The organism is Stenotrophomonas sp. 22385, from assembly GCF_052045085.1.
Lineage (GTDB): Bacteria > Pseudomonadota > Gammaproteobacteria > Xanthomonadales > Xanthomonadaceae > Stenotrophomonas.
The window spans coordinates 302,492-329,233 of the sequence record NZ_JBQEOG010000004.1 but is presented as its reverse complement, the minus strand read 5'-3'; the positions used below and the strand labels follow the sequence as shown (position 1 = coordinate 329,233).

General features: G+C 69.1%; 22 protein-coding genes. 10 read left to right on the top strand and 12 right to left on the bottom strand.

What is annotated here, in order from left to right; all coding sequences use genetic code 11:
* From ACTJI4_RS09880 to ACTJI4_RS09870, 3 genes are read right to left on the bottom strand one after another with little or no spacing between them, the layout of a single operon-like run.
* Complete coding sequence (locus ACTJI4_RS09880; RefSeq protein ID WP_392924144.1) at positions 1-1,182, bottom strand: HlyD family secretion protein; 1,182 nt, start codon at positions 1,180-1,182, stop codon at positions 1-3.
* Between the two features lie 3 nt (positions 1,183-1,185).
* Positions 1,186-1,731: a DUF3302 domain-containing protein gene (locus ACTJI4_RS09875; RefSeq protein WP_392924141.1), complete on the bottom strand. Its 546-nt coding sequence runs from the start codon at positions 1,729-1,731 to the stop codon at positions 1,186-1,188.
* Positions 1,728-2,147 (bottom strand): response regulator transcription factor, encoded by a 420-nt coding sequence (locus tag ACTJI4_RS09870; protein ID WP_440869237.1) that lies wholly within the window; start codon positions 2,145-2,147, stop codon positions 1,728-1,730. The genes ACTJI4_RS09875 and ACTJI4_RS09870 overlap by 4 nt, the downstream gene beginning before the upstream one ends.
* Positions 2,148-2,314: 167 nt before the next feature.
* On the opposite strand from ACTJI4_RS09870, the gene ACTJI4_RS09865 reads away from it, so the two are divergent.
* Together ACTJI4_RS09865 and ACTJI4_RS09860 are read left to right on the top strand one after the other, a co-directional pair.
* On the top strand, positions 2,315-2,866 hold the full coding sequence (locus ACTJI4_RS09865) for a DUF4136 domain-containing protein (protein ID WP_392924134.1): 552 nt from the start codon (positions 2,315-2,317) through the stop codon (positions 2,864-2,866).
* 97 nt (positions 2,867-2,963) lie between these two features.
* Entirely contained in the window at positions 2,964-5,222 is a 2,259-nt protein-coding gene (locus ACTJI4_RS09860; RefSeq protein WP_440869236.1) for a patatin-like phospholipase family protein, read from the top strand.
* 3 nt (positions 5,223-5,225) lie between these two features.
* Here the strand turns inward: ACTJI4_RS09860 and ACTJI4_RS09855 are convergent, their stop codons facing one another.
* The 6 genes from ACTJI4_RS09855 to ACTJI4_RS09830 form a co-directional block, all read right to left on the bottom strand.
* The gene (locus tag ACTJI4_RS09855) at positions 5,226-5,405 is read right to left on the bottom strand and encodes a hypothetical protein (protein ID WP_392924129.1); all 180 of its coding nucleotides are present in this window, start codon (positions 5,403-5,405) and stop codon (positions 5,226-5,228) included.
* A gap of 201 nt (positions 5,406-5,606) precedes the next feature.
* Complete coding sequence (locus ACTJI4_RS09850) at positions 5,607-7,490, bottom strand: DUF885 domain-containing protein (protein WP_440869235.1); 1,884 nt, start codon at positions 7,488-7,490, stop codon at positions 5,607-5,609.
* Positions 7,491-7,547: 57 nt separating this feature from the next.
* A complete protein-coding gene (locus tag ACTJI4_RS09845) occupies positions 7,548-9,344 on the bottom strand; it encodes an FAD-binding protein (protein ID WP_440869234.1) in 1,797 nt (598 codons plus the stop codon).
* Between the two features lie 133 nt (positions 9,345-9,477).
* Complete coding sequence (locus ACTJI4_RS09840) at positions 9,478-10,317, bottom strand: class I SAM-dependent methyltransferase (RefSeq protein ID WP_440869233.1); 840 nt, start codon at positions 10,315-10,317, stop codon at positions 9,478-9,480.
* A 187-nt stretch (positions 10,318-10,504) separates the two neighbouring features.
* A complete protein-coding gene (locus ACTJI4_RS09835; protein WP_440869232.1) occupies positions 10,505-11,851 on the bottom strand; it encodes an Nramp family divalent metal transporter in 1,347 nt (448 codons plus the stop codon).
* 25 nt (positions 11,852-11,876) lie between these two features.
* Positions 11,877-12,827, bottom strand: coding sequence for a LysR substrate-binding domain-containing protein (locus tag ACTJI4_RS09830; RefSeq protein WP_440869231.1), 951 nt, complete (start codon positions 12,825-12,827; stop codon positions 11,877-11,879).
* 165 nt (positions 12,828-12,992) lie between these two features.
* Between ACTJI4_RS09830 and ACTJI4_RS09825 the strand changes: the two genes are divergently transcribed.
* Complete coding sequence (locus ACTJI4_RS09825; protein WP_440869267.1) at positions 12,993-14,117, top strand: MFS transporter; 1,125 nt, start codon at positions 12,993-12,995, stop codon at positions 14,115-14,117.
* Between the two features lie 44 nt (positions 14,118-14,161).
* On the opposite strand, the gene ACTJI4_RS09820 is transcribed toward ACTJI4_RS09825, so the two are convergent.
* Positions 14,162-14,809, bottom strand: a complete 648-nt coding sequence (locus ACTJI4_RS09820) for a response regulator (RefSeq protein ID WP_440869230.1) — start codon at positions 14,807-14,809, stop codon at positions 14,162-14,164.
* Complete coding sequence (locus ACTJI4_RS09815) at positions 14,806-17,766, bottom strand: sensor histidine kinase (RefSeq protein WP_440869229.1); 2,961 nt, start codon at positions 17,764-17,766, stop codon at positions 14,806-14,808. Before ACTJI4_RS09815 ends, ACTJI4_RS09820 begins: the two co-directional genes overlap by 4 nt.
* A gap of 257 nt (positions 17,767-18,023) precedes the next feature.
* Here ACTJI4_RS09815 and ACTJI4_RS09810 point away from each other — a divergent pair, with 257 nt between their 5' ends.
* The 7 genes from ACTJI4_RS09810 to ACTJI4_RS09780 all read left to right on the top strand — a co-directional run bounded on the left by ACTJI4_RS09810 (position 18,024) and on the right by ACTJI4_RS09780 (position 25,837).
* Complete coding sequence (locus ACTJI4_RS09810; RefSeq protein ID WP_440869228.1) at positions 18,024-18,680, top strand: hydrolase; 657 nt, start codon at positions 18,024-18,026, stop codon at positions 18,678-18,680.
* A gap of 2 nt (positions 18,681-18,682) precedes the next feature.
* Positions 18,683-19,087 carry a DoxX family protein gene (locus ACTJI4_RS09805; protein WP_440869227.1) on the top strand — a complete coding sequence of 135 codons (405 nt, stop codon included), beginning with the start codon at positions 18,683-18,685 and terminating at the stop codon, positions 19,085-19,087.
* Between the two features lie 126 nt (positions 19,088-19,213).
* A complete protein-coding gene (locus ACTJI4_RS09800; RefSeq protein WP_392924266.1) occupies positions 19,214-21,061 on the top strand; it encodes an amidohydrolase in 1,848 nt (615 codons plus the stop codon).
* Positions 21,040-22,338 carry an alginate export family protein gene (locus tag ACTJI4_RS09795; RefSeq protein ID WP_440869226.1) on the top strand — a complete coding sequence of 433 codons (1,299 nt, stop codon included), beginning with the start codon at positions 21,040-21,042 and terminating at the stop codon, positions 22,336-22,338. Before ACTJI4_RS09800 ends, ACTJI4_RS09795 begins: the two co-directional genes overlap by 22 nt.
* Positions 22,332-23,972, top strand: a complete 1,641-nt coding sequence (locus ACTJI4_RS09790; RefSeq protein WP_440869225.1) for an MFS transporter — start codon at positions 22,332-22,334, stop codon at positions 23,970-23,972. The genes ACTJI4_RS09795 and ACTJI4_RS09790 overlap by 7 nt, the downstream gene beginning before the upstream one ends.
* Positions 23,973-24,071: 99 nt before the next feature.
* Positions 24,072-24,848, top strand: coding sequence for a hypothetical protein (locus tag ACTJI4_RS09785; protein WP_392924096.1), 777 nt, complete (start codon positions 24,072-24,074; stop codon positions 24,846-24,848).
* Between the two features lie 14 nt (positions 24,849-24,862).
* Positions 24,863-25,837: a zinc-binding dehydrogenase gene (locus ACTJI4_RS09780; protein ID WP_392924094.1), complete on the top strand. Its 975-nt coding sequence runs from the start codon at positions 24,863-24,865 to the stop codon at positions 25,835-25,837.
* A gap of 10 nt (positions 25,838-25,847) precedes the next feature.
* Here the strand turns inward: ACTJI4_RS09780 and ACTJI4_RS09775 are convergent, their stop codons facing one another.
* Complete coding sequence (locus ACTJI4_RS09775) at positions 25,848-26,735, bottom strand: LysR family transcriptional regulator (protein ID WP_440869224.1); 888 nt, start codon at positions 26,733-26,735, stop codon at positions 25,848-25,850.
* Between the last annotated feature and the right edge of the window lie 7 nt (positions 26,736-26,742).

Genomic DNA, 26,742 nt, shown 5'->3' with positions numbered 1-26,742 from the left:
TCAGTGCAGCTTCAGGACCAGCCAATCCAGCTTGCTGCCCACGCGCAGGATCACCCGCCGCACGATGTGGATCAGCGTGCCGTGCTCGGTGTAGATCGCGCCCTGGCCCTGCGCGCCCATGGCGATGAACACATCGCGGTCGCGCCCGTCCGGGCGCAGCCGCACCGCGATCCGCCCCGGCGGCAGCGGGCTGGTACCGGTCTGCGGAATCATGCCGCTGATAGGCAGCTGGCCGGTGCCGGATGCCCACACCACCGAATCGACCCGGCACTTGATGATGCGGTTGGGATACACCTTCAGCGCGATTTCCGCTTCGTTGCCGGGCGCCACGTTGCCCAGTTCGTTCTGCGAGAACATCGCCAGGATCCATTGCTCGCGCTCGACAAAGGTCATCACCGGGGTCAAAGGCAGGCTGGCGGCGTAAGAGCCTTCGCGCAGCTGCAGGTTGATCACGCTGCCATCGGCCGGCGCGCGCACCACGGTCTGCTCCAGCTGCCAGCGTGCTTCCACGATCTGCGCCTGCAGCTGGACCATGCCGGCCTGGGCCTGCGCCACCTCGGAGAGTTCGCCGTCGCGGGTCTGTGCGGACAGTTTCTGCTGCACCTGCGCCATCTGCGCGGTGGTGGACACCAGGTCCGAGCGCAGGCTGGCCGCTTCGGTCTGCGCCTGTTCATGTTCGAAGCGGCTGCCTGCACCGGTGCTGGCCAGCTCACCGGTCTGGCGTTGGCGGCGTTCGGCCAGCTGCAGGCGCACGGCCAGCGCCTCGCGGGTGGCGCGCGCGCCGCGCAGCTGTTCGCCCAGTTCGCGCTGGTAGGCATCGGCACTGTCCACTTTTGCCGACAGTTCGGGCAGCTTCGCTTCCAGCGCCGCCAGTTGCTGCTGGTAGGGCACCGGGTCGATGCGGAACAGCACCTCGCCCTTGCGCACCGGGCGGTTGGCTTCCACCGGCACCTCGATCACCCGTCCGGTGACGCGCGGGACCACCTGCACCACGTAGTTGATCGCACGCACGTCCGACGAGGAGGGCGCCACCACGTTCAGGACCAGGATCAGCGCGGTCATCGCGAAGATCGGCAATGAGACCACCACCACCTGTGACACGAAGTTCCACGGCAGCCATTTGAACTTGAAGAAGATCAGCCAGACGAAGAAGGAATAGATGAGCAGCAGGATGACTTCCATGGTTCACTCCTCCGCCCGCGTCGACGGGCCCGGGTGCAGCCGTTCCATGTCCGCCAGGCGCCGCTCGAGGGCATCGACCCGCTGCTGCCACGCAGAGGCGTCCACGGGGGTGGGCAGGTCCGGCTCGACCGACTCCGCCCGGGCATCGTGCAGGGGCGCCAGCGCGGCGTCGCCGTGGCCGTGGTCGACCTGGTCGGTGCCGTAGGCCAGCTTGTGCAGCACCGGGCGGGTATAGGCCCACAGCCATGCCAACGGCCACAACAGGCCACCGAACAGCAGTGACAGCAGGCACAGGGTCTTGATCGCATCGAGCTGCGGGTGGTGGCGCTTGTGGGCGATCTTTTCGGGCAGGATGTGCACCATCCAGAACACCGCGATCAACACCACCGGCACCACCACCAGGGCCAGCCAGGCGATCACGTTGGCCGCCGTATCCAGCGCCTCGCCACTGAGGAAGGAGGCGTGCGCATCGGGCGCTGCACCGAGCAGCAGGGCGGGCGGCAGCCACGCGGCGGCGGAAGCAGCGGCGGAACAGCGGGGACGGTTCATGGGGACTCCGGCCGACCATGCGGGGAGGAGGGGTGTTGTCGCGCGCAGCGCTCGATCGCCGCCTGCGTGGCGTTGATCAGCGCATCGCCGTCCACCGGCTTGCACAGGTACGCGTCGGCGCCCCCGGCCAGCGCCTGGTGGCGGCTGGCGGTACTGTCGTCGGCGCTCAGCACCACCACCGGAATGGTCAGCTGCTGGGCGCGAAGCGACGCCTGTACCTCGAAACCGCTGGGACCGGGCATGCGCAGGTCCAGCACCACGCAGTCGGGCAGGCTGGTTGCGGCATGGCGCAGGAACTCCGACCCCGATTCGTAGGCCAGCACGTCGTACCCGGCCGAGCGAAGCAACCGGCGCAGTGCAAGCCGCACGTCGTCTTCGTCGTCGACCACCGCAACCACTGGCGCTCGCTTGGTCATTGGGGGTGAAGATCGCCTGTGCTGGACCGGGCCAGCAATTGGCCCTTGGCCCCATGCCGGTGCGGCAACCCGTAGTTTTGCTGGCTGGACTGCGTAGTTATGCGGATGACCACGCGTGGGCCACAAGCTAGGCTGGAAGCCAGATCACTGCCCGGGAGTGTCGCGTGATGAAAGCCTTTGCGATTGCGGTCCTCGCCACCTCGCTGGTGGCCTGTGCCACTACGCCAACCGTTCACACCGACTTCGATCCGGGGGCGAACTTCGCCTCGTTCAAGACCTACAGCTGGGCAATGAAGCCGCAGGGCGGTTCCCCGCTGATCACCCAGCGCATCGTGGACGGCATTGATTCACGGCTGGCGGCGCGGGGCTGGCGGCAGACCCCCAGCGACGGTGACGTCGCGCTGGCCGCGCATATCGTGACCAGCCAACGGCAGACCCTGGACACCTTCTACACCGGCAGCAACATGGGCGGCTGGGGCTGGCGCGGGGGCGGCTGGGGCGGTGGCATGGGCATGGGCAGCGCGACCACGACTGTCCGCACCTACGAGGTGGGCACGCTGGTGGTGGACATGTTCGACGCGCGCAGCAAGCAGGCGGTCTGGCGTGGCACGGCCAGCGCCACGGTGCCAAGCTCGCCTGAGCGGGCCAACGCGGCGGTGGAAGCAGGCTTGGACAAGCTGTTTGCCGCTTTCCCGCCGGGTAGTGCGCCGGCCCGATGAACCGCTGACGGCACACGACGTTTCACCGCGCGGCGCCGCACCGGGGCCCATCCCTCCCACCGGCCCGGCGCCGCGCACCTTATCGAGGTGGCTCTTGGTGATTCCCACGCCTGCGGGCATGTGCCTGCTGTTGGCCGGCTTGCTTGCGCCTGGCGCCGCCCTTGCCGTCGGGCCGGCCGCGACGCTGGACGGCACGCAGTGTGGACACCGCGACAGCGGCGACCCGCGTCCGCGGATCGGGGTGGCGCTGGGCGGCGGTGGCGCGCGCGGTATCGCCCATGTGCGCATCCTGCGCCAGCTCGAAGCCCTGCACATCCCGGTGGACTGCATTGCCGGCACCAGCGCGGGTGCACTGGTGGGTGCCCTGTATGCCTCCGGAAAATCGCCCGACGAGATCGAACAGGTGGTCCTGGGTACGCAGTGGATGGCGATGTTCAGCGACACCCTGCCGCGCCGCGAGCGCTCGCTGCAGCGCAAGGCCGATGACTACGAACAGCTGGCGCCGATCGGGATCGGGCTGGGTGGCGAAGGCAAGCGGGTGCAGCTGTCGGCGGGCATGTCCCAGGGCGAACGCCTGATCGCGCTGTTCGAGACCGCCACGGGTGGCAGCCGGGTCACCGGCAACTTCGACGACCTGTCCATTCCCTTCCGTGCCATCGCCACCGACCTGAACACCGGCGAGGCGGTCGTGCTCGATCACGGCAGCCTGCCGATGGCGATGCGCGCCAGCATGTCGCTGCCCGGTATCTTCCGGCCGGTCACCCTTGATGGACGCGTGCTGCTCGATGGCGGTGTCTCCAACCAGGTGCCGATCGACGTGGTGCGCGCGATGGGCGCGGACCGGGTGATCGCGGTGGATGTGGGTACCCCGCTCAGCGCGCTGGACCGTGATGCCAGCCTGGTGGACGTGATCGGCCAGCTCAGCGGCTTCCTGACCACCCGCAACGCGCAACGGCAGCTGGACACGCTGGGCCCGCAGGACATGCTGATCGCCCCGGCGCTGACCGGCAAGGTGGCCACCGGCGACTTCGACAAAGCCCCCGAAGCGTTGGCCATCGGCCAGCAGGCCGCGGAGCAGGCCGCGCCGGCGCTGCGTGCGTTTTCGCAGCCTGCGCCGGTGTACCAGCGCTGGCATGCCAGCCGCGAAACCCGTGCGGCCCGCGCGGCGCCGGCGCCCATCGCGTTCATCGAGATACGCAACCATACCGGCTACGCCGACGAGCTGCTGCTGTCCTACCTGCCGGTGGAAATCGGCAAGCCGCTGGACAGCAGGGCCATGCAGGAAGGCGTGCTGAAGGCCTATGGCATGGATACCCTGGCCAGCATCAGCTATGCGCAGGAGCGCCGCGATGGCCAGGTCGGGGTGGTGATCACCGCTTACGAAAAACCCAATGGGCCGGCGTACCTGGAAGCGGGCTGGACGCTCAGCAACGATCTCGACGGCAATCACGAAAGCAACCTGCGCGCGGGCCTGCTGTTCGCGCCCCTGTCGCCGTATGGCGCCGAGGCGCGGATAACCCTGCAGGCAGGTAGTGAGCCGGCGATCAAGGGCAGTTATTACCATCCTTTTGACGTGCGCAACCGCTACGCCTTCGACGCCGTGGGCGGCTACGAAACGCGCAGCTTCAACGTGTTCGACCAGGCCGGCAACAAGACCGCGCGCTACCGGACGCGTCGCACCGGGGCGGGCGTGGACCTGGTGCGCAATGTATCCAACGTGCTCTCTGTGCGCGCTGGTATCGAGCGCTATACCGGCAGTGCGCGGATGGACATCGGCTCGCCGCCGGTGCCCCGGACGGACTTCGACGAAGGAGCGCTGACCGCCCGCATCACCTACGACAACATCGACAGCCTTTACTTCCCGCGCGACGGGTTGCTTGCCGGCTTGGGCACCTACCAGTCGCGTGAGAGCCTGGGGGCGGATTCGCGGTTCGGCCAGATCGACCTGGACGCGGTGGGGGCGTTCCCATTCGGGCGCAGCGCGGTGCAGCTGGGCCTGCGCTACCACGTGACCTCGTCGGGCACTGCGCCGGTGCAGAGCATCTACCGGCTGGGCGGGCGCTGGCGGTTGGCCGGTTTCCAGCAGAACCAGCTGACCGGCCAGGACTACGCGCTGGGTTTTGCCGGCTACACCTATGAGCTGGGCAAGGTGCTGGGGCGGTCGGCACAGGTGGGCGGCACGGTGGAGTACGGCAATGCGTGGCAGCGCCGGTCGGACATGTCACTCAGCGATGGGATCTGGAACGGCAGCCTGTTCCTGGGCTTCGATTCGTGGATCGGGCCGCTGATCTTCGGTTTGGGCATGCGCGAAGGTGGGCATCGGGTGGTGTTCATCGAGCTGGGGCAGTCGCTGTAGCCGTTACAGCACCTGCGACAGGATCACGGCCAGCGCGCCGATCCAGCACACCAGCACGAACCAGGCCAGCACCGCGTTGGCGGTGATGCCGCGCCTGCGCACCAGCAGGCTCACCACCAGCGCGGCCACCAGCGGCACCAGGAACAGGGCCAGGAACCAGATCCAGGGATGCTGCAGCGTCATCGCGGCACGCCTGGCGCTGCGTACTGCACGGTGGTGTCGGCGTAGCGGGGTGGGTAGCCGCCATTGCTCGGACTGCGGCAAGAACGCATGGGGTTCTCCTGTGGTTCCGGGCCTGCCAGGCAGGCCATGCCCCCACTGTGCGCACCCACCGCGGCGCGGACAAGCGGAGTTTCACCGAGGCGTGCTAGGTATTTCTACCGGTCAGGGGGCGCGTCGAGGATCACCGCCGCCACTGGCAAGCCACGCGTCCACGGCCTGCTCCACTACGGTCATCGGCAGCGCGCCGTTGCCCAGAATCAGATCATGGAAGGCGCGGATGTCGAAGCGATCGCCCAGTTGCTTCTGCGCCTTGGCGCGCAGCGCGAGCAGGCGCAGCTGGCCCATCTTGTAGGACGAGGCCTGGCCCGGCTGCACCAGGTAGCGGTTTACTTCGATGCGAACGTCGGATTCGGCCATGCCGGTCTTCTCGCGCATGTACGCGATGGCCTGCCCGGGCGTCCAGCGCTTGCGGTGCAGGCCGGTGTCCAGCACCAGCCGCACCGAGCGGAACATCTCGGCCTGCAGCCGACCGATGTCGGCGGCCGGGTCGTCGCGGTAGACCCCGGCTTCGGCCATCAGCTGCTCGGCATACAGCGCCCAGCCTTCGGAAAACGCACTGGGATTGAGGCTGCGGCGCAGCAGCGGCAGATCGGCCAGGGTCTGCCCGATCGAGATCTGGAAGTGATGGCCCGGCGAACCTTCGTGGTAGGTCAGGGTAGGCGTGCTCCAGCGGGTGTTGGAGGCCATGTCACCCAGGTTGATGAAGAAGGTGCCCGGGCGCGAGCCGTCCATCGCCGGCGGGTAGTAATAGCCGCCGGGCGAGGTGGCCTGCATGTGCGCCGGCACCGGCTGCACCAGCAGTTTCTGTGGAGGCAGGTGGCCGAAGTAGGTGGGCAGGAGCGGATCCAGGTTACGCAGGCGCTGTTCGATGTCGCCGATCAGTTCCCTGCGGCCGGCATCGCTGTCGGCATAGCGGTAACGCGGATCGTCGCCGAGGGCCCGGATGCGCTCGGCGACGGTGCCATCGCGCAGGCCGATCTCGCGCAGGCGCGCGTCCATGCTCTTTTCCAGGCGCGCCACTTCGTCCAGGCCGATCTGGTGGATGGCATCGGCATCCAGGTCGGTGCTGGTGTACCAGCGCAGGGCCGCGTCATAGAACGCATCGCCATGCGGCAGCGCCCACATGCCGTTGTTGCCGGGGTGGGTGGCCTGCAGCGCCTGCACGCGATCGAGCAGGCGCTGGTAGCCGGGGTTGACCGAATCGCGCACGGCCACGGTGGCCTGTTCGACCAGTGCCGCGCGCTCGGCGGCGGGGATCGACGGCAGCGTCTCCAGCTTGCGCTGCAGCGACGCCACCCACAGGCTGTCCTTCGGTGCCGGTTTGAGCAGGGTGCGGAACTGGCTGGCCGCGCCGGCCAGGGCCAGTTCCGGCGGCACCACGCCTTCGGCGGCCTGCATGTCGAGGTTGGCCCGTACCTGGTCCAGCTTGCTGCCCATCGCGTTCAGGCGGGCAATATAGTGGCGCGCACTGGTCACATCGGTGACGGCGTGCTGGTTGTCGAAGAACTGTGGCAGGTTCACCGGCAGGCTGAACAACTGGTCCACCGCGTAGGTGCTTCCTCCCACCGGCAGCCACGCCGCCGCCCACGGCACCGCCATCAGGTCGATCTGCGCCTGGTAGAACCAGCGCGCCAGGCCGTCGCTGAGCTGTTGCTGCGGGTCCAGCGGCGCGCCCTTCCAGGCCTTGATCGCGGCCAGGTTGTCGGCCAGGAAGCGGCGGTTGACTTCACGCCGGGCCAGCGACACATCGGTGAGCTGGTCGGAAGTGTCGCCCGCGCCGTCGCCGCTGATCCCCAGCAGGGTTTTCAGTTCCGGATCGGCGTTGATCGCCGCCATGGTCTGCGCATCGAGCAGTGCGTTGAAGCTCTGCGTCGCCGGGACGCTGGGAGGGGCAGGAGCGGTCTGCGCGGCAGCGATGCCGGGCAAGGGCGCGGTTGCGAGGGAGAGGCAGAGCAGGACGTTTACGGCGGGCAGGGACGCGGGCACGGTCGGACTCCAGCAGCGGGCGGATTGCCCGCAGCCTAAGCCAGGGCAGCCGCCGCGTCAGCTGCGCGGCTCGAACCCGTCCGCGCTCCAGTCTTCGCTGCCGACGCCGTGATGGATCACGAACAGCCCGTCCGGGTCGTAGCGGCGCTTGGCTGCCAGCAGGCGGGGGTAATGCGGGCCCCAGAACGACTGCTGCCAATCGCGCTGGAAAAAATCGCACTCGGAAACGTAGGTTGGCGCGGCAGGCAGCACTTCACGGAGCGCAGCGTAGGATCGACCGACCCTGGCGCTGCCCTCGCGCGCTTCCACCTCGTCCACCGCGCCGCCGCTGCCGGCGAACACCGGCCCGCCAGCGTTGCCGATCAGCGCCAGCGCGAACGCATCCAGCACCGCAGGATGCATGGCGGTATCGCGGCTGGCCGCGAGCGCATCGGCCGGTGCGCCGAACAGGCCCTTGTTACAGTGCAGTTCCACCGGCATGTGCGCCGCGGCGTTGCAGATGGCCGCGGCGGTGGCATCGCGGCGGGCATCGTCCAGCAGCGCGGAAGGCATCCACGCGGAGGCATACCCATGCAGGTACCAGCCGACCTGGCCCTGGTCGCCCTTCCACAGCATGTGCGTGGTGCGCGCGCCAACCCGCGTGTCTTCGGCGATCAACGTTGGGGCATGCTTGCGGAAGAAGTCCGCGTCCCACATGTGCTGGGCGGGCAGCGCCAGCGCCTGCAGGGGATCGATCACGGTGTACTGCGGGCGCGCGGCCACCCACGCCGCAAACGGCGCCCACACCGCCACAGCCTGTTCCTGGCTCAGCCCCTGGAACACCATCGACACGCCGAAGGTGCGATGGCTGTCGAAGCGCAGCTGTTCGCCCCACTGCGCATTGCACAGGGCATCGCGGTAGAAGCGCAGGACTTCGGCGGCCAAGGCCTGGTAGGCCGCGTCGTTTTCGGCCTTGACCTTCATCGACACCCCACCGAACGTCGCCGGCAGGGCATGGGTGCGCAGCGTGATCTGCGTAACCACGCCGAAACTGCCGGCGCAGCCGCCCTTGAGCGCCCAGAACAGCTCCGCATCCTGGCTGGCGTTGACCACCCGCACACGCCCATCGGCGGTGACCACTTCGGCTTCGAGCAGGCTGGCCGCTGCAGTGCCGAAACGTTTCGAGAAGCTGCCGAAGCCGCCACCGGTGACCAGACCCGTCACGCCCACCGAGGTGCAGCCGCCGCCCTGGACGTAGCGGCCGGCGCGGGTGGTGACCGCATCGTAGGCATCAATCCACATCGCACCGGCGCCGAGGCTGACTGCCGGCTGCGCGGCGGTACCCGTGGGCGCGCCCTGGGCCACGAAAGCATCGTGCAGCGCGACCTGGTTCATGGCGCGCGTCCAGACCAGCAGCGAATCGGGCGTGCAGGAGGTGCCGTGGTAGCTGTGCCCACCGCCCTTGACCACCAGCCGCAGCCGGTGCCGCCGCGCGAAATCGACCGCCGCCGCCACATCGGCGCTGTTGGCGGCGGCTATCACCCGCGCGCTGGGCCGCGACAGCCACGCCCCGTGGTAGCCGCTGGTCTGGGTCAGCGCAGGCTCGTCGCCGATGAAGAACGGGTTCTGGATCTGCGCCAGTGCCTCGGCGCGGGCAGCCGCATCGGCGAGGAAGGGGGAGACCGGGATCGACAGCCGTCCACCGACGGCGCGGGACAGCTGGTTCCATTCGTTCGCAGATGGCCACCCGGCGGCACCGGGACGGACACGAGCGAAGGCGTTCCGTGACGCCTTTGCAGTGCCCGCAGCGGCCTTCTGGACCAACGGAAGCAAGGGCACGGCCAGGCCGGCTTTCAGGCAGTCACGACGTTTCATGGCAGTCACAGGCAAAGGGCGAAGAACCCAGCATGTGCCCCTCAACCCTTGCTGTCATTGGCCTGGGGCCGAATGGCGGTCACCCGGGACGAATGGCGGCGGCGGGGTGACATGGGTGTTGGCCGGTTCGCGGTCAGCAGGCCCGGATCGACCAGCACGCAGCGGTGAACACTACCCGATCGCCCCGCACGAACGGTGCGAACGCGTCGACCACGGTCGACAGCACCCGCTGCCTGACGTCCGGATCCAAGCCCTTGGCCCGCAACGCCTGCCCGACCGGCCCCAGCAGTGACACGTACGTCGGCAGATCGTCGCGGGCGATGCTGCATTCCACGTCGAGCGGAGCGATGTCGATCTGGTCCCAGCCACTGTCATCCAGGATATCCAGCACATCGTCCGCATCGGCAAACGCAAACTGCCCCGGCCCGACTTCCGCCCGCGCCGGCAAGGTCAGCAGGGACGCAGCGGCGCGCTCGGCGGTGGTCATGAACGGATTCTCGCCCGGGCTGCGCCAGGCGATGGCATGCAGCATGCCGCCGGGACGCAGCGCCTGCCACAGGTTGCCGAACGCGCGCACCGGATCATCGAAGAACATGACCCCGAACCGCGACACGATGCGGTCCAGGCTGGCGGGGGCAAAGGGATGCTGCTGGACATCGCCCACGGCGAAATCGATGGACTTGCCTGCCGCCAGCGCCCGCGCACGCGCCACCGCGATCATCGGCGCGGAAATGTCCACGCCGCTGCACCGGCCCTGTGGACCCAGCCGATCGGCGATAGCCAGGCAGACCGCGCCGGTACCACAACCGACGTCGAGCACGCGGGCATCTGGCTCGGCGGCAATGGGATCGGCAAGCATCGGCTCGAAGCCGGCGAACATGCCATCGAGCAGGGACTGCGCCTGTACCCAGGCGTCGCCGGCGGGGCCGTTCCAGAGGTCGTGCTGCGAAGGAGGCGATGTGGCGTGGGCCATGTCGGAAATTCCAGGAGGACTCCGCGCACTGTGCCACCTCAACTGTGATTGAGGTCAAGAGCAGACAGGCAGGGCCTGTCGCTACGCGGCCGATGCGTACAGCCGGAACGGAGGCGACCGGATGTATCCGGGTCTACGCTCGTTACGCAACCCTTCGCAGCGCCGGGCCATGCCCGGCGACCCCCGATCACCCCACCAACGTCTCCGCCAACAACTTCACGTTCAACACCACGATCACCGCGGCAATCACCCACGCCAGCGTCAACAGCCATCGCGGGGCCGCCAGCGTGCCCATGCGTGCTTTGTCGCCGACGAACATCACCAGCGGAATCACCGCGAACGGCAGTTGCATCGACAGCACTACCTGGCTCAGCACCAGCAGCCGCGCCGTGCCCTGTTCGCCGTAGATTGCGGTGACGATCACGACCGGCACGATGGCGATGCCACGGGTCAGCAGGCGGCGCGCCCACGGGGCGATGCGCAGGCGCAGGAAACCTTCCATCACGATCTGCCCGGCCAGGGTAGCGGTCACGGTGGAATTGATGCCCGAGGCGAGCAGCGCCACCGCAAACAAGGTCGAGGCCACCCCGACCCCCAGCATCGGTGCCATCAACTCATGGGCCTGCTCGATCTCCTGCACGTCGGTGCGACCGTTGGCATGGAACACCGCTGCGGCCAGGATCAGGATCGAGGCGTTGATGAACAACGCCAGCATCAACGCGATCGTGCTGTCGGTGACGGCCCAGCGCAGTGCGCTGCGCCGGCCGCTGTCGGTACGCGGGTAGGCACGGGTCTGCACGATGGACGAGTGCAGGTACAGGTTGTGCGGCATCACGGTGGCACCGATGATGCCGATCGCCAGGTACAGCGCATGCGGGTTGGTGACCACCTCCGCGCGCGGGATGAAGCCGCCCAGCACTGCCATCAGCGGCGGCGCGGCCAACGCGATCTGCACCACGAAGCAGGCAGAGATCACCAGCAGCAGGGCGATCACGAACGCTTCCAGCGCGCGGAAGCCGCGATGCATCAGCCACAGCACCAGCACCACGTCCACGGCGGTGATGATCGCACCCACCACCAGCGGCAGCCCGAACAGCAGTTTGAGCGCGATGGCGGTGCCGATCACTTCGGCCAGGTCGCAGGCGATGATGGCGATCTCGCACAGCACCCACAGGCACAGGTTCACCGGTCTGGAAAAATAGTCGCGGCAGGCCTGTGCCAGGTCGCGGCCGGTGGCGATGCCCAGCCGCGCCGACAGCCCCTGCAGCACGATGGCCATCAGGTTGGAGAGCAGGATGACCGACAGCAGCAGGTAGCCGAACTGCGCGCCACCCGCGATGTCGGTCGCCCAGTTGCCCGGGTCCATGTACCCCACCGACACCATGTAGCCGGGGCCCAGGAAAGCCAGCAGCCGGAACCACCAGTGTCCACCGCTGGGCACGGCCACGCTGGCGTGCATCTCGCCGAGGCTGGGGCGATTGCCGGTGGCCTGCGGCCACGCGGTGACGGTCGGGGAGGTGGGTTCCGCGCTCATGCCCGCCAATATAGCAGCGGCTATATTATAAAGGTGAGGGCATCGGCAACGACCGCATGCCATGGGTATGCGGCAGGCTGGCCTTCATGGCATCGATGAAGGCGCGCAGCCGCGAGGGGATCTGGCGCGCGGCGGGGTAGACCAGGTGCACGGGCAACGGTGGCGCTTTCCAGCCGGGCACCAGCTGCACCAGGCGTCCCTCACGCAGGTCATCACCCACCAGCCACGCAGACACCACCGCCGCGCCCAGGCCAGACACGGCCGCCCGGCGCAGGACAAACAGGTTGTCGGTGAGCAGGCGCGGCTGGATGTCCACCCGCAGCGCCGGACCGTCATCGGCCGGAAGCAGGGTGAAGCGATCGCGGTAGAAGGTGGTCAGGGCGATCCACGGCAGGCCGGGCAGCAGGGCGGGATCGTGCAGGTCGGCCGCGTCCAGCAGCGAAGGTGCGGCAATCACGATCCGCGGCACCTCCGCCAGCGGCACCGCCACCAGCTGCGGTTCCTCTACGCCGCCCACCCGGATGGCGCAGTCGATCCCGTCGGCGATGAAATCCACCGGTTGGTCTTCCAGCATCCACTCCAGAGTGACCTGCGGGTGACGGGCCATGAACTGCAGCATCGGGTCCAGCAGCTGGGCCTGGCCGAAGGCATGCGGCACCACCACCCGCAGCCGTCCCCGTGGTACGTCCACTTCGCCACGCAGGTCCGCCTGGATCGCATCCCAGTCATCCACCAGGGCGCGAGCGTGCGCATAGCAGCGCTCGCCGTCCTCGGTAAGTGTCATCTGATGGGTGGAGCGCTTGAGCAGGTGCAGGCCGAACAACCGTTCCAGCGTCTGCAGCCGGCGGCTGACGGTCGGCTGGGTCGTGCCCAGCTGTACCGCGGCCGCCGACAGGCTGCCGCTCTCGACAATGCGCACGAAGGTGGCCAGCAGGTCGATCCGGTCCGCACCGGATGCCGGGAAGGGCGTGCTCATACAACCTTCGTATGATGGATATGTACCGAAGCCTACTACACGCCTTGATCTACAGGCGCGATGCTGACTCCACTTTCTTGAAGCGTGGAGTGGCTCATGTCCAGCGTGCATACCCCGGCGATGGCCGTACCCCGGCCTGCGGTGCCGTCGCGGCTGATCGTCGCGATGGCGGCCGGGGCCGGTTTTTCAGTGGCCTCGATCTACTACAGCCAGCCGATGCTGGGCGTCATCGCCAGCGGGCTGGGCAGCGACGCGCAGGCTACCGGCATGGTGCCAACCCTGACCCAGCTGGGCTACGCGCTCGGCATCCTGCTGCTGGCGCCCTTGGGCGACCGCTTCGACCGCCGCCAGCTGATCCTGCTCAAGTCGGTGCTGCTTGCCACCGCGCTGGCCGGAGCAGCGCTGTCGGGCAGCCTGCCCACCCTGCTGCTGGCCAGCCTGCTGATCGGGCTGATGGCCACCGTGGCCCAGGACGTGGTGCCGTCGGCGGCGATGCTGGCACCCGAAGCCGAGCGTGGCGCGGTGGTGGGCAAGGTGATGACCGGGCTGCTGCTGGGCATCCTGCTGTCGCGGGTGGCCAGTGGGCTGGTCGCCGAGGCCCTGGGCTGGCGGGCGATGTTCGGTATCGCGGCCGGCTCGGTGGTGGTGATGGCGTTGGTGCTGGCGCGCGAGTTGCCGCACCTGGCACCGACCACGTCGTTGCGGTATCCGGCGCTGCTGCGTTCGCTGGCTCACCTGTGGCGTGGACAGCCGCAACTGCGCCGTGCGGTGTTCGCGCAGGGGCTGCTGGCGGTAGGCTTCAGTGCGTTCTGGTCGACCCTGGCAGTGATGCTGCACGACCGGTACCAGTTGGGCAGCGCGGTGGCCGGAGCCTTCGGCATCGCCGGTGCGGCCGGTGCGCTGGCGGCGCCGCTGGCCGGCCGCTGGGCCGACCGGCTGGGCAGCCACGCGGTGGCGCGCATCGCGATCGGGATTGCCTTGGCGGGGTTTGCAATGCTGCTGCTGGATGCGTGGCTGCCGCGGGTGGCGATCGTGCCGTTGCTGGCGGTCAGTGCCGTGGTGTTCGACTTTGGGTTCCAGGCCGCACTGGTATCGCACCAGACGCTGGTCTACGGGTTGGCGCCGGAAGCGCGCAGCCGGCTCAATGCGCTGCTGTTTACCGGGGTGTTTCTGGGCATGGCCGCAGGAGGGGCGCTGGGCGCGGTGGCGTTGGCGCACGGTGGATGGAGTGCGGTCGCTGGGTTGGCGACGCTGGCGGCCGGGTGCAGTCTGGTGGTCCGGTTGCGCTGAGCGGCTTCGCTGGGTGGTGCGTGGTTGCCGGGCAGGGCCCGGCACTACGGGTCGGTGTCCAGGGTGATGATGCCGCGCTTGAGGGCGAGGGTGACGGCGTGGGTACGGTCGCGGGCGCCCAGTTTTTCCATGATGTTCTTCATGTGCGCCTTGACCGTCTGCTCGGAGATGCGCATCTGTTCGCCGATGCTCTTGTTCGAGCGCCCGGCAGCGACATGGCCCAGCACTTCGGTTTCGCGGGGTGACAGGCTGTCTTCAACCACGTGTGCGGCGATGCTGGCCGCCAGCGTGGCCGGAATGCCGGCGCGGCGGCCGCTGTGCACGGTGCGGATGGTGTCGACCAGTTCATGGCGCAGCATGTCCTTGAGCAGGTAGCCGCTGGCCCCGGCCTGCAGCGCACGCACCGCGCGCACATCGCCGCGGTAGGTGGTGAGCACGATGATCCGCGCCCGCGGGTCGAGGTGGCGGATGCGGGTGATCGCTTCCACTCCGTCCACGCCGGGCAACTGCAGGTCCATCAGCACCACGTCCGGTTGCAGGGCCAGGTACTGGGCCACCGCCTCCTCGCCATCGGCCGCTTCGCCCAGCAGGCGCATGTCCGGCTGCAGGCCGAGGAGTGCGGCCAGGCCGTCGCGCAGCAGGGGGTGGTCGTCGACCACCAGGATGCCGATCGGCAGGGATGCAGCGGTCATGCGGTTTCTCCGGAAGTACGCCGCCACCGCCAGCGCCGACGGTGGTGGCGATAGATGCGCTCGCCAGGCAGGGACAATTCTATTTCGGTACCCACCCCGGGGCGCGACCACAGCCGCAGGCGCCCGCCGAGCCGTTCGGCGCGTTCGCGCATGCCGACCAGGCCCCAGCGGCCGTCTGGCAGGGTGGCCGGCAGTCCGCTGCCGTCGTCGCGGATGTGCAGGCGCAGGCCGCGGCGGGCGTAGATCAGCTCGATGTCGACGGCCTCCGCGGCCGCATGCTGCAGGGCGTTCAACAACGCCTCCCGGCCGATCAGGAAGACCTCTTCCGCGGCATCGTGGCGCAGCGGCTTCGGCGTGCCTTCCACGTTGAGGCGCAAGCACGGGCTGCTGCTGTCGGCGGCGCGCTCGCCATACACCTGCACCAGCGAGGCGCCCAGGTCCTGGTAATCATCGCTGCCTTCGCGAAGCCGGTTGACCCGTTCGCGGCCTTCGGCCAGCGCGCTCTCGGCCTGCTGCATCGCCGCTTCCAGTGCTTCGCGCACTTCCGGGCTGGCGTGCGCCGAACGGCTTACTGCATGCAGGCGCAGGATCAGGCCCTGGGTGCCCTGCAGCAGGGTGTCGTGCAGTTCACGCGCGATGCGCTCGCGTTCGGCGTGGCGCTCCTGCAGGCGCGCGCGTACCAGACGGGTGAGGCTGCGGCTGCGCAGACGCATGGCCAGGGCCAGCAGGGCCAGCATCGCCAGCACGCACGCGGCGCTGAACCACAGCGTCTGGTACCACATCGGTGCGATGGTGAAACTGCGCTGCGCGACTGCGGTGCTCCAGACCTGGTCTTCGTTGGCGGCGCGCACCTCGAAGCGGTACGGGCCCGGCGGCAGGTTGGTGTAGAACGCGCGGGTAAGGCTGCCGGCCTCCTGCCACTCCGCGTCCAGTCCCATCAGGCGATGCTGGTAGCGGGTCCGCTCGGGGCGTGCCAGCGACACGGCGAGGTAGTCGATCTGCAGTTGCGCGGTGCCGGCCGGCAACTGCAGGCCATCGCGCAGCGGCTGCTGCCGGTTGCCGGAGGTGACCGTGTCGATGTGCGGCAGCAGCGCCGGTGCGTTGGGCCGGTCCTGCAGCGTGTCCAGCCATCCCAGGCCCTGGTTGGTCGCCACCCACAGCAGCCCGTCCGTAGCCAGCAGTGCGCTTGACACCGGGGTGGCCTGGGTGGCGATTCCCGGCATGCCGTCGGCGGTGTCGTACAGGCGCGGAGCGGTTTCCCTGCCCGCGTCGACCGCCTGCTCCAGCGCGTCGGCGCTGGCCCGGACCAGGCCGCGGCTGCCGTTGAGCCAATAGTAGCCGCGGGTGTCGCGCGCGATGCCGGTAATGCCTTCGAAGACACCTGCGGTGGCGGCCAGCGCGGTGCGGAAGCGTCCGTCCCGGCCGAGCAGGGCCAGGCCGTTCTCGCCGGCGACCCAGATCCGTGCGCCGATCATCGCGGTGGACGTCACCGGGCCCACGTCCAGGCCGTCGGCGCGGGTGTAGTGACGATAGGTGCCGCTACCGCCGACCCGCAGCGTGCCGTCGGGGTAGCCGATGGCCACCTGACCGTCGCTGCCGCTGGCCAGCGCGGTACACGCCTGCGGCGGCAGGGCCGGGTCCTGGATCCAGCGCCCGGCGCGGTAACGCAGCACGCCGCCATTGCGGAAGCAGAACCAGGCTTGGTCATGGCCCAGCGCCAGCATCGCGCGCGGCTCATGCGGGGCAGGAATGCCTTGCGGTACCAGCGGCGTGCGCTGACTGCGGTCGATCCGCAGCGGGCCCTCCTGCCCGGTCAGCCACAGCGGTCCGGACGCCACAGGCGGACCCGGCGAGCGTCGCGCCGGGGCCGCGTCCACCCCCTCGCGGCGCAGCGCCATCGGCCGCAGGTCCTTGCCATAGCCGAACACCTCACCTTCGGGCGTACGTGACAGCGTGCGCAGGGGGTCGGCCGGACCGGGCAGCGCCAGTGCATGCACCAGTCGCTGGCGGAACCGGTTCAGGCCCAGGTTGGAGCCGACCCAGAGGTTGCCTTCGCGGTCCTGCAGGAGCGGCCCGGCGGTGGTGGAGGCCAGCCCCTGCGCGGCGTCGAAGTGCTCGACCCGGTTGCCGCCGCTGTCGTCGGCAGCGACGTGGAAGATGCCGCCGTTGGCCACGAAGCTGCCCCACAGGCTGCCGTCGGAGGTGAAGCGGATGCGTCCGGCCAGCAGCCCCGGCAGCCGATGGGCGTGGCGGTGTGCGGCGGTCACCAGGCCACGTGCATCGCCAATGGGCATCACACCCTGCTGGCGGTCAGCCAGCCACACCTGGCCGTCCCCGCGCAGGGCAAGCGAGGAAAACCGGGACACCGCCAGGTGCATGCGCTCGAAACGGCGGGCATGCGCGCGCAGCCGCCACAGTTCGTCGCCGGCCAGCAGCCACAGCGTTCCGGCGCGGTCGCGCAGTGCCCAGTGCGCCGGTATGTCGCCAATGCCCATCGCCTCGGTCGGCGCTTGCCAGCGTTCGCCGTCGAACCAGCGCAGGCCTGCATCCGAGGCGGCCCACAGGCGGCCGCTCGCATCGCGTTCCATGCGCGGGATCAGTCCCGGGCGCAGGCCGTCGCGGCTGCCGAAATCGCGCGAGCCGTGTGCATCCAGGCGCGTGATGCCGCCGTTGAAATACGCAATCCACAGCGTGCCATCTGGATCGACGGACAGCGAGGTCATGTTCGCCGAGGGGAACGAGCCGCCATTGGGCGGGGCCACCCGCTCGAACTGGCGCCCGTCGAAGCGGTACAGGCCCGCGCCAGTGGCCAGCAGCAGTCGGCCATCGGGAAGCTGGGCGATGTCCCAGATATCACCCGGGGCCCCTTCGCCGACCACCCAGGCGCTGTGCCCGTAGGCGTCCAGGCCGGCCGCGGCAACCGGCAGCGGTGCCAGCAGCGCGAGAACCAGTGACACCAGGAGTGCACGCGGCGCCCGCCACGCGGCTGCCGGAACGGGGAAACGAAACACGTGGGACGCATGCGGCATGCGGGGATTGTCGCAGGCCAGGGGCAGTGCACGACTACCCTTTTGGGGCAGGCGCGCGCCGGCGTCGATGCGCTAGCGGCGCCGCGTCTCCCCCAAAAGAGTAGCCAACGCCACCACCCAAGGGGGGTAGGGCATTGCCGCTCCGGCGACGACCATGAGCGGATCCGACCACCCAGGAGTCCCCCATGACCACCGCCACCGCCGTTGCCGGCGCCTCGTTGCTGTCGCCGGCCGATCACGCCTTGGTGCTGATCGACTTCCAGTCGCAGATGGCCTTCGCCACCCGCACCATCGATATCGCCGCGCTGCGCAACAACGTCGCGCTGATCGCCAAGGGCGCTGCCGGGTTCAAGGTCCCGGTGGTGCTGACCACCGTGGCCGAAAAGTCGTTCTCCGGCCCGATGTTCCCGGAGATCGCGCCGATCTTCCCGGGCCAGAAGGTGTTCGACCGCACCTCGATGAACTGCTGGGAAGACCAGCCGGTGATCGATGAGATCAACCGCATCGGTAAGCAGCGTGTCGTCATCGCAGGCCTGTGGACCAGCGTCTGCATCGTCGGCCCGGCGCTGTCGGCCATCGACCAGGGGTTCGAGGTGTATGTGATCACCGATGCCTGCGGCGATGTCAGCGATGAAGCACACGAGCGTGCGGTGACCCGCATGGTGCAGGCCGGCGCGGTGCCGATCACCTCGGTGCAGTACCTGCTGGAACTCCAGCGCGACTGGGGCCGCAGCGCCACCTATGCCCTCACCACCGGCATCGCCCGCGAACATGCCGGCGGCTATGGCCTGGGCATCCAGTACGCCAAGAGCATGTTCGGCGCACAGGAAGGCGGGCACTGAGCATGGGCGGCGCCACCGGCCAGGACCTGGGCCTGCTGGTGCTGCGGCTGGCAGCAGGTGGTTTCCTGCTGCCGCACGCGCTGGGCAAGCTGTTCGGCTGGTTCGGGGGGCCGGGACTGGCCGGCTTCGCCGATGAACTGCGTGGCTTCGGCCTGCCTGCACCGGCACCGGCGCCGCTGCTGCTGGCGGTGGTGCAGGTGCTGTCCGGGGTGGCCGTGCTTGTGGGCTGGCAGGTGCGCGTGGCGGCCACGGTCGCGGCGCTGTTCCTGGCATTCACCGCCGTGCTGGCCCTGCCCAGGGGCTGGTTCTGGATGCGCGGCGGCATTGAATACCCGTTGTTCTGGACGCTGGCGCTGTGCGCCATCGCCTTGGCCGGTCCCGGCGCGCTTGCATTGCAGTTTCCATGAGCGGAGACGTCCACCATGACCGCTGATCCCATGCTGCCTGGTCGCCGTGACCTGCTGCTCGGCGCTGGCGCTGCCATGGCGCTGGGCCTGGCCGGCCGCGCCTTCGCCACGTACCCGGAGAAACCCATGACCACGCTGCTCATCCGCAACGCCCGCATCACCACGCTTGACCCGCACCTGCCGCACGCGGATGCGCTGGCCGTGGTCGATGGCCGTATCGCCGCCATTGGCACCGAAGCGCAGGTGCGCGCAGGCCTGACCGACGCGACGGTGATCGACGCCGGTGGCCGCCGGCTGGTGCCCGGACTCAACGACAGCCATACGCACCTGATCCGCGGCGGCCTCAACTACAACCTGGAACTGCGCTGGGACGGGCTGCGCTCGCTGTCGGACGCAATGGCCATGCTCAAGGCGCAGGTCGACAACACCCCGGCACCGCAGTGGGTGCGGGTGGTGGGCGGTTTCACGGCCGAACAGTTCGTGGAAAAGCGCCTGCCGACGCTGGCCGAAATCAACGCCATCGCGCCGGATACGCCGGTGTTCCTGCTGCACCTGTACGACCGCGCGCTGCTCAACCGCGCCGCGCTGCGTGCCTGTGGCTACGACAGGAACACGCCCGACCCGCCCGGGGGGCAGATCGCGCGCGACAGCCTGGGCAACCCCACCGGGCTGCTGCTGGCCAAGCCGAACGCGCTGATCCTCTACGCGACGCTGGCCAAGGGCCCGCGCCTGCCGATCGAGTACCAGGCCAATTCGACCCGGCACTTCATGCGCGAACTGAACCGGCTGGGGATCACCTCGGTGATCGACGCCGGCGGCGGCTTCCAGAATTACCCCGAGGATTACCAGGTCATCGAGCAGCTGCACCGCGACGGTGAACTGACGGTGCGCATCGCCTACAACCTGTTCACCCAGAACAAGGGCAAGGAAGTGCAGGACTTCCAGCACTGGAGCGAGATCCTCACCCCGCGCCAGGGCGATGACCTGCTGCGCCACAACGGCGCGGGCGAAATGCTGGTGTTCTCAGCGGCCGACTTCGAACTGTTCAACGAACCGCGCCCGGAACTGCCGGCAGGCATGGAGCCGGAGCTGCATGAAGTGGTCAAGCTGCTGGTGGAAAAGCGCTGGCCGTTCCGCATCCACGCCACCTACGATGAAAGCATCGACCGCATCCTGGATGTGTACGAGCAGGTCAACCGCGAAATTCCGTTCGACGGCCTGCACTGGTTCATCGACCACGCCGAGACCATCACCCCGCGCAACATCGACCGGATCAGCGCGCTTGGCGGTGGCCTGGCGATCCAGCACCGCATGGCCTACCAGGGCGAGGCCTTCGTGCAGCGCTATGGCGCTGATGCGGCGCGGCACACCCCGCCGGTACGGCGCATGCTGCAGGCGGGCGTGCCGGTCGGCGCCGGCACCGATGCCACCCGCGTGGCCAGCTACAACCCGTGGGTGGCGCTGTCGTGGCTGGTCACCGGTCGCACCGTGGGTGGGCTGGCCCTGTATGGCGAAGAGAACCTGCTCGAGCGCGAGGAAGCGCTGCGCCTGTGGACCCAGGGCAGCGCGTGGTTCTCCGGCGACGACGGCCGCAAAGGCACGCTGGCGGTCGGCCAGCTGGCGGATTTCTGCGTGCTCTCGTCGGACTTCTTCGCGGTGGACGATGCCGCCATTGCCGATATCACCAGCGTGCTGACCGTGGTCGGCGGACGGGTGGTGCATGGCGAAGGTGACTTCGGCCCGCTCGCGCCGACACTGCCGCCGGCAATGCCGGACTGGTCACCGGTCAACCGCTTTGGCGGCTACCACGTCGGCGGCGCGGCTACCGGGCTGGTGGCGCATTCGCATGCACACGGTCACGGCGCAGGTGCCTGCCGCACCCATGGCCACGGCCACGCGGCGGCGCATGCGGTGCCTACCGATGCGCCGAACGCGTTCTGGGGCGCGCTGGGATGTTCGTGCTTCGCCTTCTGAGCCTGGCACTGGCGTCGGCGGTACCGGCGCTGGCGTTCGCGTGCACGCCGGATGCGTCGGGTCATTGCATCGCGCTGGAGGGCGGTGGCGAGGTTCAGCTGGATGCGTCCCTGCGCCTGCGCGGCATGTATTACGACCCGACCCGCTTTGGCATCCAGGGCCGCGAAGATGGCTATGGCCTGATGCGCGCGCTGGGTTCGGTGACCGTCACGCGGGACCGCTGGGAAGCGATGGCGCAGCTGGGCGTGCATGCCGAGCAGGGCCGCGCTGGCGGGCCCGGTGGCACCGACCGCGGCGCGCTGGACCTGCAGCAGGGTTACCTGCGTTGGCACGGTGATCGCCTGTCCTGGCAGCTCGGGCGGCAGGAGGCGGCCTATGGCAGCTCGCGCCTGCTGTCGGTGCGCGATGGCCCCAACATCCGGCTGGCCTTCGACGGCGTGCGCGGGCGCTGGCAGCAGGGTGCACTGACGCTGGACGTGATGGCGCTGCGCCCGGTCGATAACCGCATGGGCGCCTTCGATGACCGCAGCGACCAGGGCCAGTTCCTGGTTGGCAGCTACGCCACCTGGCAGGGCGCACGGCCCGGCAATGGGCTGGACCTTTACCTGCTCGGGTATGGCCGCGATGGCGCGCGTTTTGCCAGTGCGGTGGGCGACGAGCGCCGCACCTCTCTCGGCGCGCGCTGGTTCGTGCTGCAGCCGCGCTGGAACGCCAACATCGAACTGGTCGCGCAGCGCGGCACGTTGTCGCGCGCGCAGGGCGATCTGGCGATCCGCGCCTGGACGCTGGCCACCGACAGTGGCGTTCGGTGGCCCGGCCACCGCTGGCAGCCGCGCCTGGGCATCAAGCTGGATATCGCCAGCGGCGACCGTGACGCGCACGATGGCCGCCTGGACACCTTCAACGCGATGTACCCCAAGTCGGCGTACTTCAGCGAAGCCAGCCTGCTGGCGCCGGCCAACCTGATGGACGTGCAGCCGACCCTGTCCTTGACGCCGCGCCCGGGCCTGACCACCGAGATCGGCTGGCAGCTGGCCTGGAAGCACCGCCGCAGCGATGCGGTGTACACCACCCCGGCACCGCTGGCCGCCGTGCCCGGCACGGCCGGCACGCCCCGGCGGATCGGCCAGCAGTACAAGTGGGAAACCAGCTGGGAGGCCAGCCGGCACTGGACCTGGAAAGGCCAGCTGGCCTGGTTCGAGGCCGGTCCCGGCCTGCGTGCGGCCGGTGGCCGCGACACCCTGTTTGCATCGGTAGTAGGAGCATGGCAATGGTAGATACACACGAAAACGCCGCCCCGGGCGCGTGGTCGCCACTGAAGATCAAGCTGTTCCGCGCGATGTGGCTGGCGATCCTGGGCAGCAACGTCGGCACCTGGGTCAACGATGTGGCCGCCGCGTGGGTGATGGCCGAGCGCACCGGCTCGCCATTGATGGTGGCGCTGGTGCAGTCGGCCACCACGGTGCCGGTGGTGCTGCTGGCGCTGGCCGCCGGCACGTTGGCCGACATCGTCGACCGCCGCCGCTACCTGCTGTTCACCCAGGGCTGGATGCTGCTGGTGGCCGCCACCCTGGCCACGCTGACCGCACTGAACCTGCTGACCCCGCCGTTGCTGGTCGGGCTCACCTTCGCCATGGGCTGCGGCGCAGCGATGGCGATGCCCGCGCAGGCGGCGATCGTGTCCGAGCTGGTGCCACGGCCGATGCTGGCCTCGGCCGTGGCGTTGAATTCGATCGGCATCAACATCGCGCGCTCGCTCGGCCCGGCCATCGGCGGCCTGATCGTGGCGCAGCTGGGCGCGGGGTGGGCGTTCGGCCTGAACGCGCTGAGCTTCGCGGCGATGCTGTGGGTGCTGTTCACCTGGAAGCCCGAAGCGCACGTGTCGAACCTGCCGCCGGAGGGCTTCGGCGCCGGACTGCGCGCAGGCCTGCGTTATGCGCTGCGGGCCGGGCGCCTGCAGGCGGTGCTGATCAAATCGGCCGGGTTCTTCTTCTTCGCCAGTGCGGTGACCGCGCTGCTGCCGCTGGTGGTGCGCAGCGAACTGCATGGCGGGGCGGGTACCTATGGCCTGCTGCTGGGCTGCATCGGCGTGGGTGCGGTCAGTGGCGCCCTGGTGCTGCCCAGCCTGCGCGCGCGGTTGGACCGCGACCTGCTGGTGCTGCTGGCCACGCTGGCCTGCGCGCTGAGCCTGTTCGGCCTGGCGTGGCTGCGGCACATGGCGCTGTTGCCGCTGGCAATGCTGGTCAACGGCTTTGCCTGGATCACGGTGCTGTCCTCGCTGCAGATCGCCGCGCAGACGGCGGTACCTGCGTGGGTGCGGGCGCGCGCGCTGTCGCTGTACATCATGGTGTTCTCGCTGGGGATGGCGGCCGGTGGGCTGAGCTGGGGCAGCATTGCCCAGCGCACCTCGATCCCGCTGGCGCTGACCATCGCCGCAGTGGGTGCGGTGATCGGCGGGCTGCTGGTGTGGCGGGTGCGCATTGCCGGCAGTGAAGAGCTGGACCTGCGGCCGGCCGGCCATTGGCCCGCGCCGGAGCTGGCGGTGCCGGTCACCCACGACCGGGGACCGGTGCTGGTGACGGTGGAGTACCACATCGACGATGCCGACCGCGCCGCGTTCCATGTGTTGCTGGGTGAGCTCGGCGGTACCCGCCGCCGCGATGGCGCGGTGATCTGGGGCGTGGCCGAGGACGTGGCCACGCCGGGCATCCACCTGGAATATTTCGTGACCCCCTCCTGGATCGAGCACCTGCGCCAGCATGAGCGGGTGACGGCCGAAGACCGGACCCTGCAGGAGAAGGTCAGGGCACTGCACCGCAATGAGCATGCGCCGATCGTGCGTCATTTCGTGGGTGGCACGGGCGCCTTGAAGGCGCTGCAGCACGGTCACCAACATCCCGCACTTGGGTGATGGTTCCGGTGCATCACCAATGGTGGTGCGCTGCCGGTCATGGCACCTTCTTAACCGCAATGCGCGTATGGTCGGTGCTCTTTGAGCGGGAGTGAATGCATGCGCTGGATCGTGTTGTTGGCCGCCTTGGCCATGCCGTTGGTGGCGTGGTTGTCCCAGACCGGTCAGTTCGGCCCGACCAATGGTGCGATCTCCGACCGCTATCCCACGTTGCTGGTTGCGGCCGGCTATGCGTTTTCGATCTGGGGCCTGATCTTCCTGTGGGACGTGGCCTTCGGGCTGTGGCAGCTGCGCCAGCGCCGGCCCGATGACAATGCCGGGGTGCGCGGCTGGGCGGCCGCCGGGTTCGCGCTGACGGCGGCGTGGATGCCGGTATTCTCCAACCAGGCGTTCCTCCCGGCGCTGGCCATCATCTGGCTGGCGCTGGTGTGCCTGCTGGTTGCGGCGGTACGCGCGGCGCCGGCCACCGCCAGTGCCGGGCAGCGCGCCTTCGCTGCCTATCCGCTGGCGCTGCACGCAGGCTGGCTGACGATGGCCGCCTTCCTCAACACCGCCCAGGTGATCGTGGCCTACCAGTGGCTGCCGACCGGCGACATGCTGTCGTGGAGCGTGGTGCTGCTGGCGCTGGCCACCCTGCTGGCGTGGGTGATGAATCACCGTCTGCGTGGGCACTTCGCCTACCCGGCGGCGGTGATCTGGGCGCTGGTGGGCATGTACGTCAAGCAATCCGGCTGGCGCCTGCCCGGTGCCGATACCGTGGCCGTGCTGGCGCTGGCCGTGGCCGCGCTGCTGGTGCTGCAGACCCTGCTGCTGCGTACCCGGGCCTGGCGCGCACCGCGCGTGGGCGTGGTCGCCGCACACCGCCATCGTCGTTGATAGAGGAGATTCGCATGCGCGCTGCATTGCATGAACAGTTTGGTGACCCGACCGTTGTCCTGCATGGCGGTGAGGCCGCCACGCCTGATCCCGGTGCGGGCGAGGTGCGCATCCGCACCGTGCTGGCGCCGATCCACAACCATGACCTGTGGACCGTGCGCGGCCAGTACGGTTACAAGCCCGAGCTGCCTGCCATCGGCGGCAGCGAAGGCACCGGCGTGATCGACGCGCTGGGCGAGGGCGTGACCGGCCTGCAGGTGGGGCAGCGGGTCAGTGCGGCGTCGGTGCATGGCACCTGGGCCGAGCAGTTCATTGCGCCGGCGCGGATGGTGATTCCGATGCCGGACAGCATCGACGATGAAACGGCCGCGCAGCTGATCGCGATGCCGCTCAGCGCGTTGATGCTGCTGGAATTCCTGCAGGTGGAAGCCGGACAGTGGATCGTGCAGAACGCGGCCAATGGTGCGGTCGGCAAGGCGCTGGCGATGCTGGCCAAGGCGCGCGGCGTGCACTGCGTGAACCTGGTGCGGCGCGATGCGGGCGTGGCCGAAATGGCGGCGCTGGGCATCGACAACACGATTTCCACCGCGCAGGCGGACTGGGTGGCGCAGGTGCAGGCGCGGGTGGGCGAAGGTGCGGCCGCGGCGGTCGATTCGGTCGGCGGGCGTGCCAGCGGCGAGTTGCTGGGCCTGCTGGGCGAGGGCGGCACGCTGGTGTCGTTCGGCTCGATGACCGGCGAGCCGATGCAGCTGGGCTCAGGCGATGTGATCTTCAAGCAGGCCGTGGTGAAGGGCTTCTGGGGCAGCAAGGTGAGCCAGAACATGGCCGCGGAAAAGAAGCGTGCGCTGGTGGGCGAGCTGCTGAAGCTGGCCGCGGCGGGCGGCCTGAGCCTGCCGGTGGACGCCGTATTCGGGCTGGACCAGATAGCAGAGGCGGCGAAAGCCAGTCTCGAACCGGGCCGCAACGGCAAGGTCCTGCTGCGCCCGTAAGGGCGCGGCGTTACACCCGCAGCGCGTCGATCACCACGCGCAGTGCGCTGGAAGATTGGCGGCGGCTGGGGTAGTAGGCGTAGAAGCCGTCGAACACATCGCACCAGTCCTCCATCACCCGGTGCAGGCGCCCTGCAGCGATGTCCTCCAGCACCATCTCTTCCAGCAGATAGGCCAGCCCAGCGCCGGCCAGTGCGGCGCGGTGCATGGCGATGCTGCTGTTGAAGGTCCATTGCCCCTGAACGCGCACGTTCACGTTCTGCTCGTCCCGGCGCAGGTCCCACACCATCAACCCGCCGTGGGTAGGCAGCCGCAATCCGATGCAGTCGTGTGCGGCCAAGTCACCTGGCCGCAGCGGCGCGGTGTGGCTCCTGAAGTACGCCGGGCTGCCGACGATCGCCATCCGCTGCGGGCCGGTGACCGGCACCGCGATCATGTCCCGTGCGACCCGTTCGCCGAGCCGGATGCCGATGTCGTAACGCTGTTCGACGATATCGGCAAGTCCATAGTCGATGGTCAGCTCCACGTTCAGATCGGGGTAGCGGGGCAGTACGTTCGCCAGGCGGGGCCATACCACCGTGTTGGCCACGTGCTCGGAGGCGGTGATGCGGACGGTGCCGGCCGGACGGTCACGGTACTCCGCCACGGCCGCGATCTCTGCTTCGATTTCCTCCAGCCGCGGTGCCACGCTCACGTACAGGCGTTCGCCGGCTTCGGTCATCGACACGTTGCGGGTAGTGCGGGTCAACAGGCGGACACCGAGCCGCTCCTCCAGCGCCCGCACGGTATGGCTGAGCGCAGACTGCGATACGCCCAGCTGCGCGGCAGCACGGGTAAAGCTGCGCTCGCGCGCTACGGTCACGAAGACCTGCAGGTCATTGAAGTTCTCGCGGGCCATGAGGGCA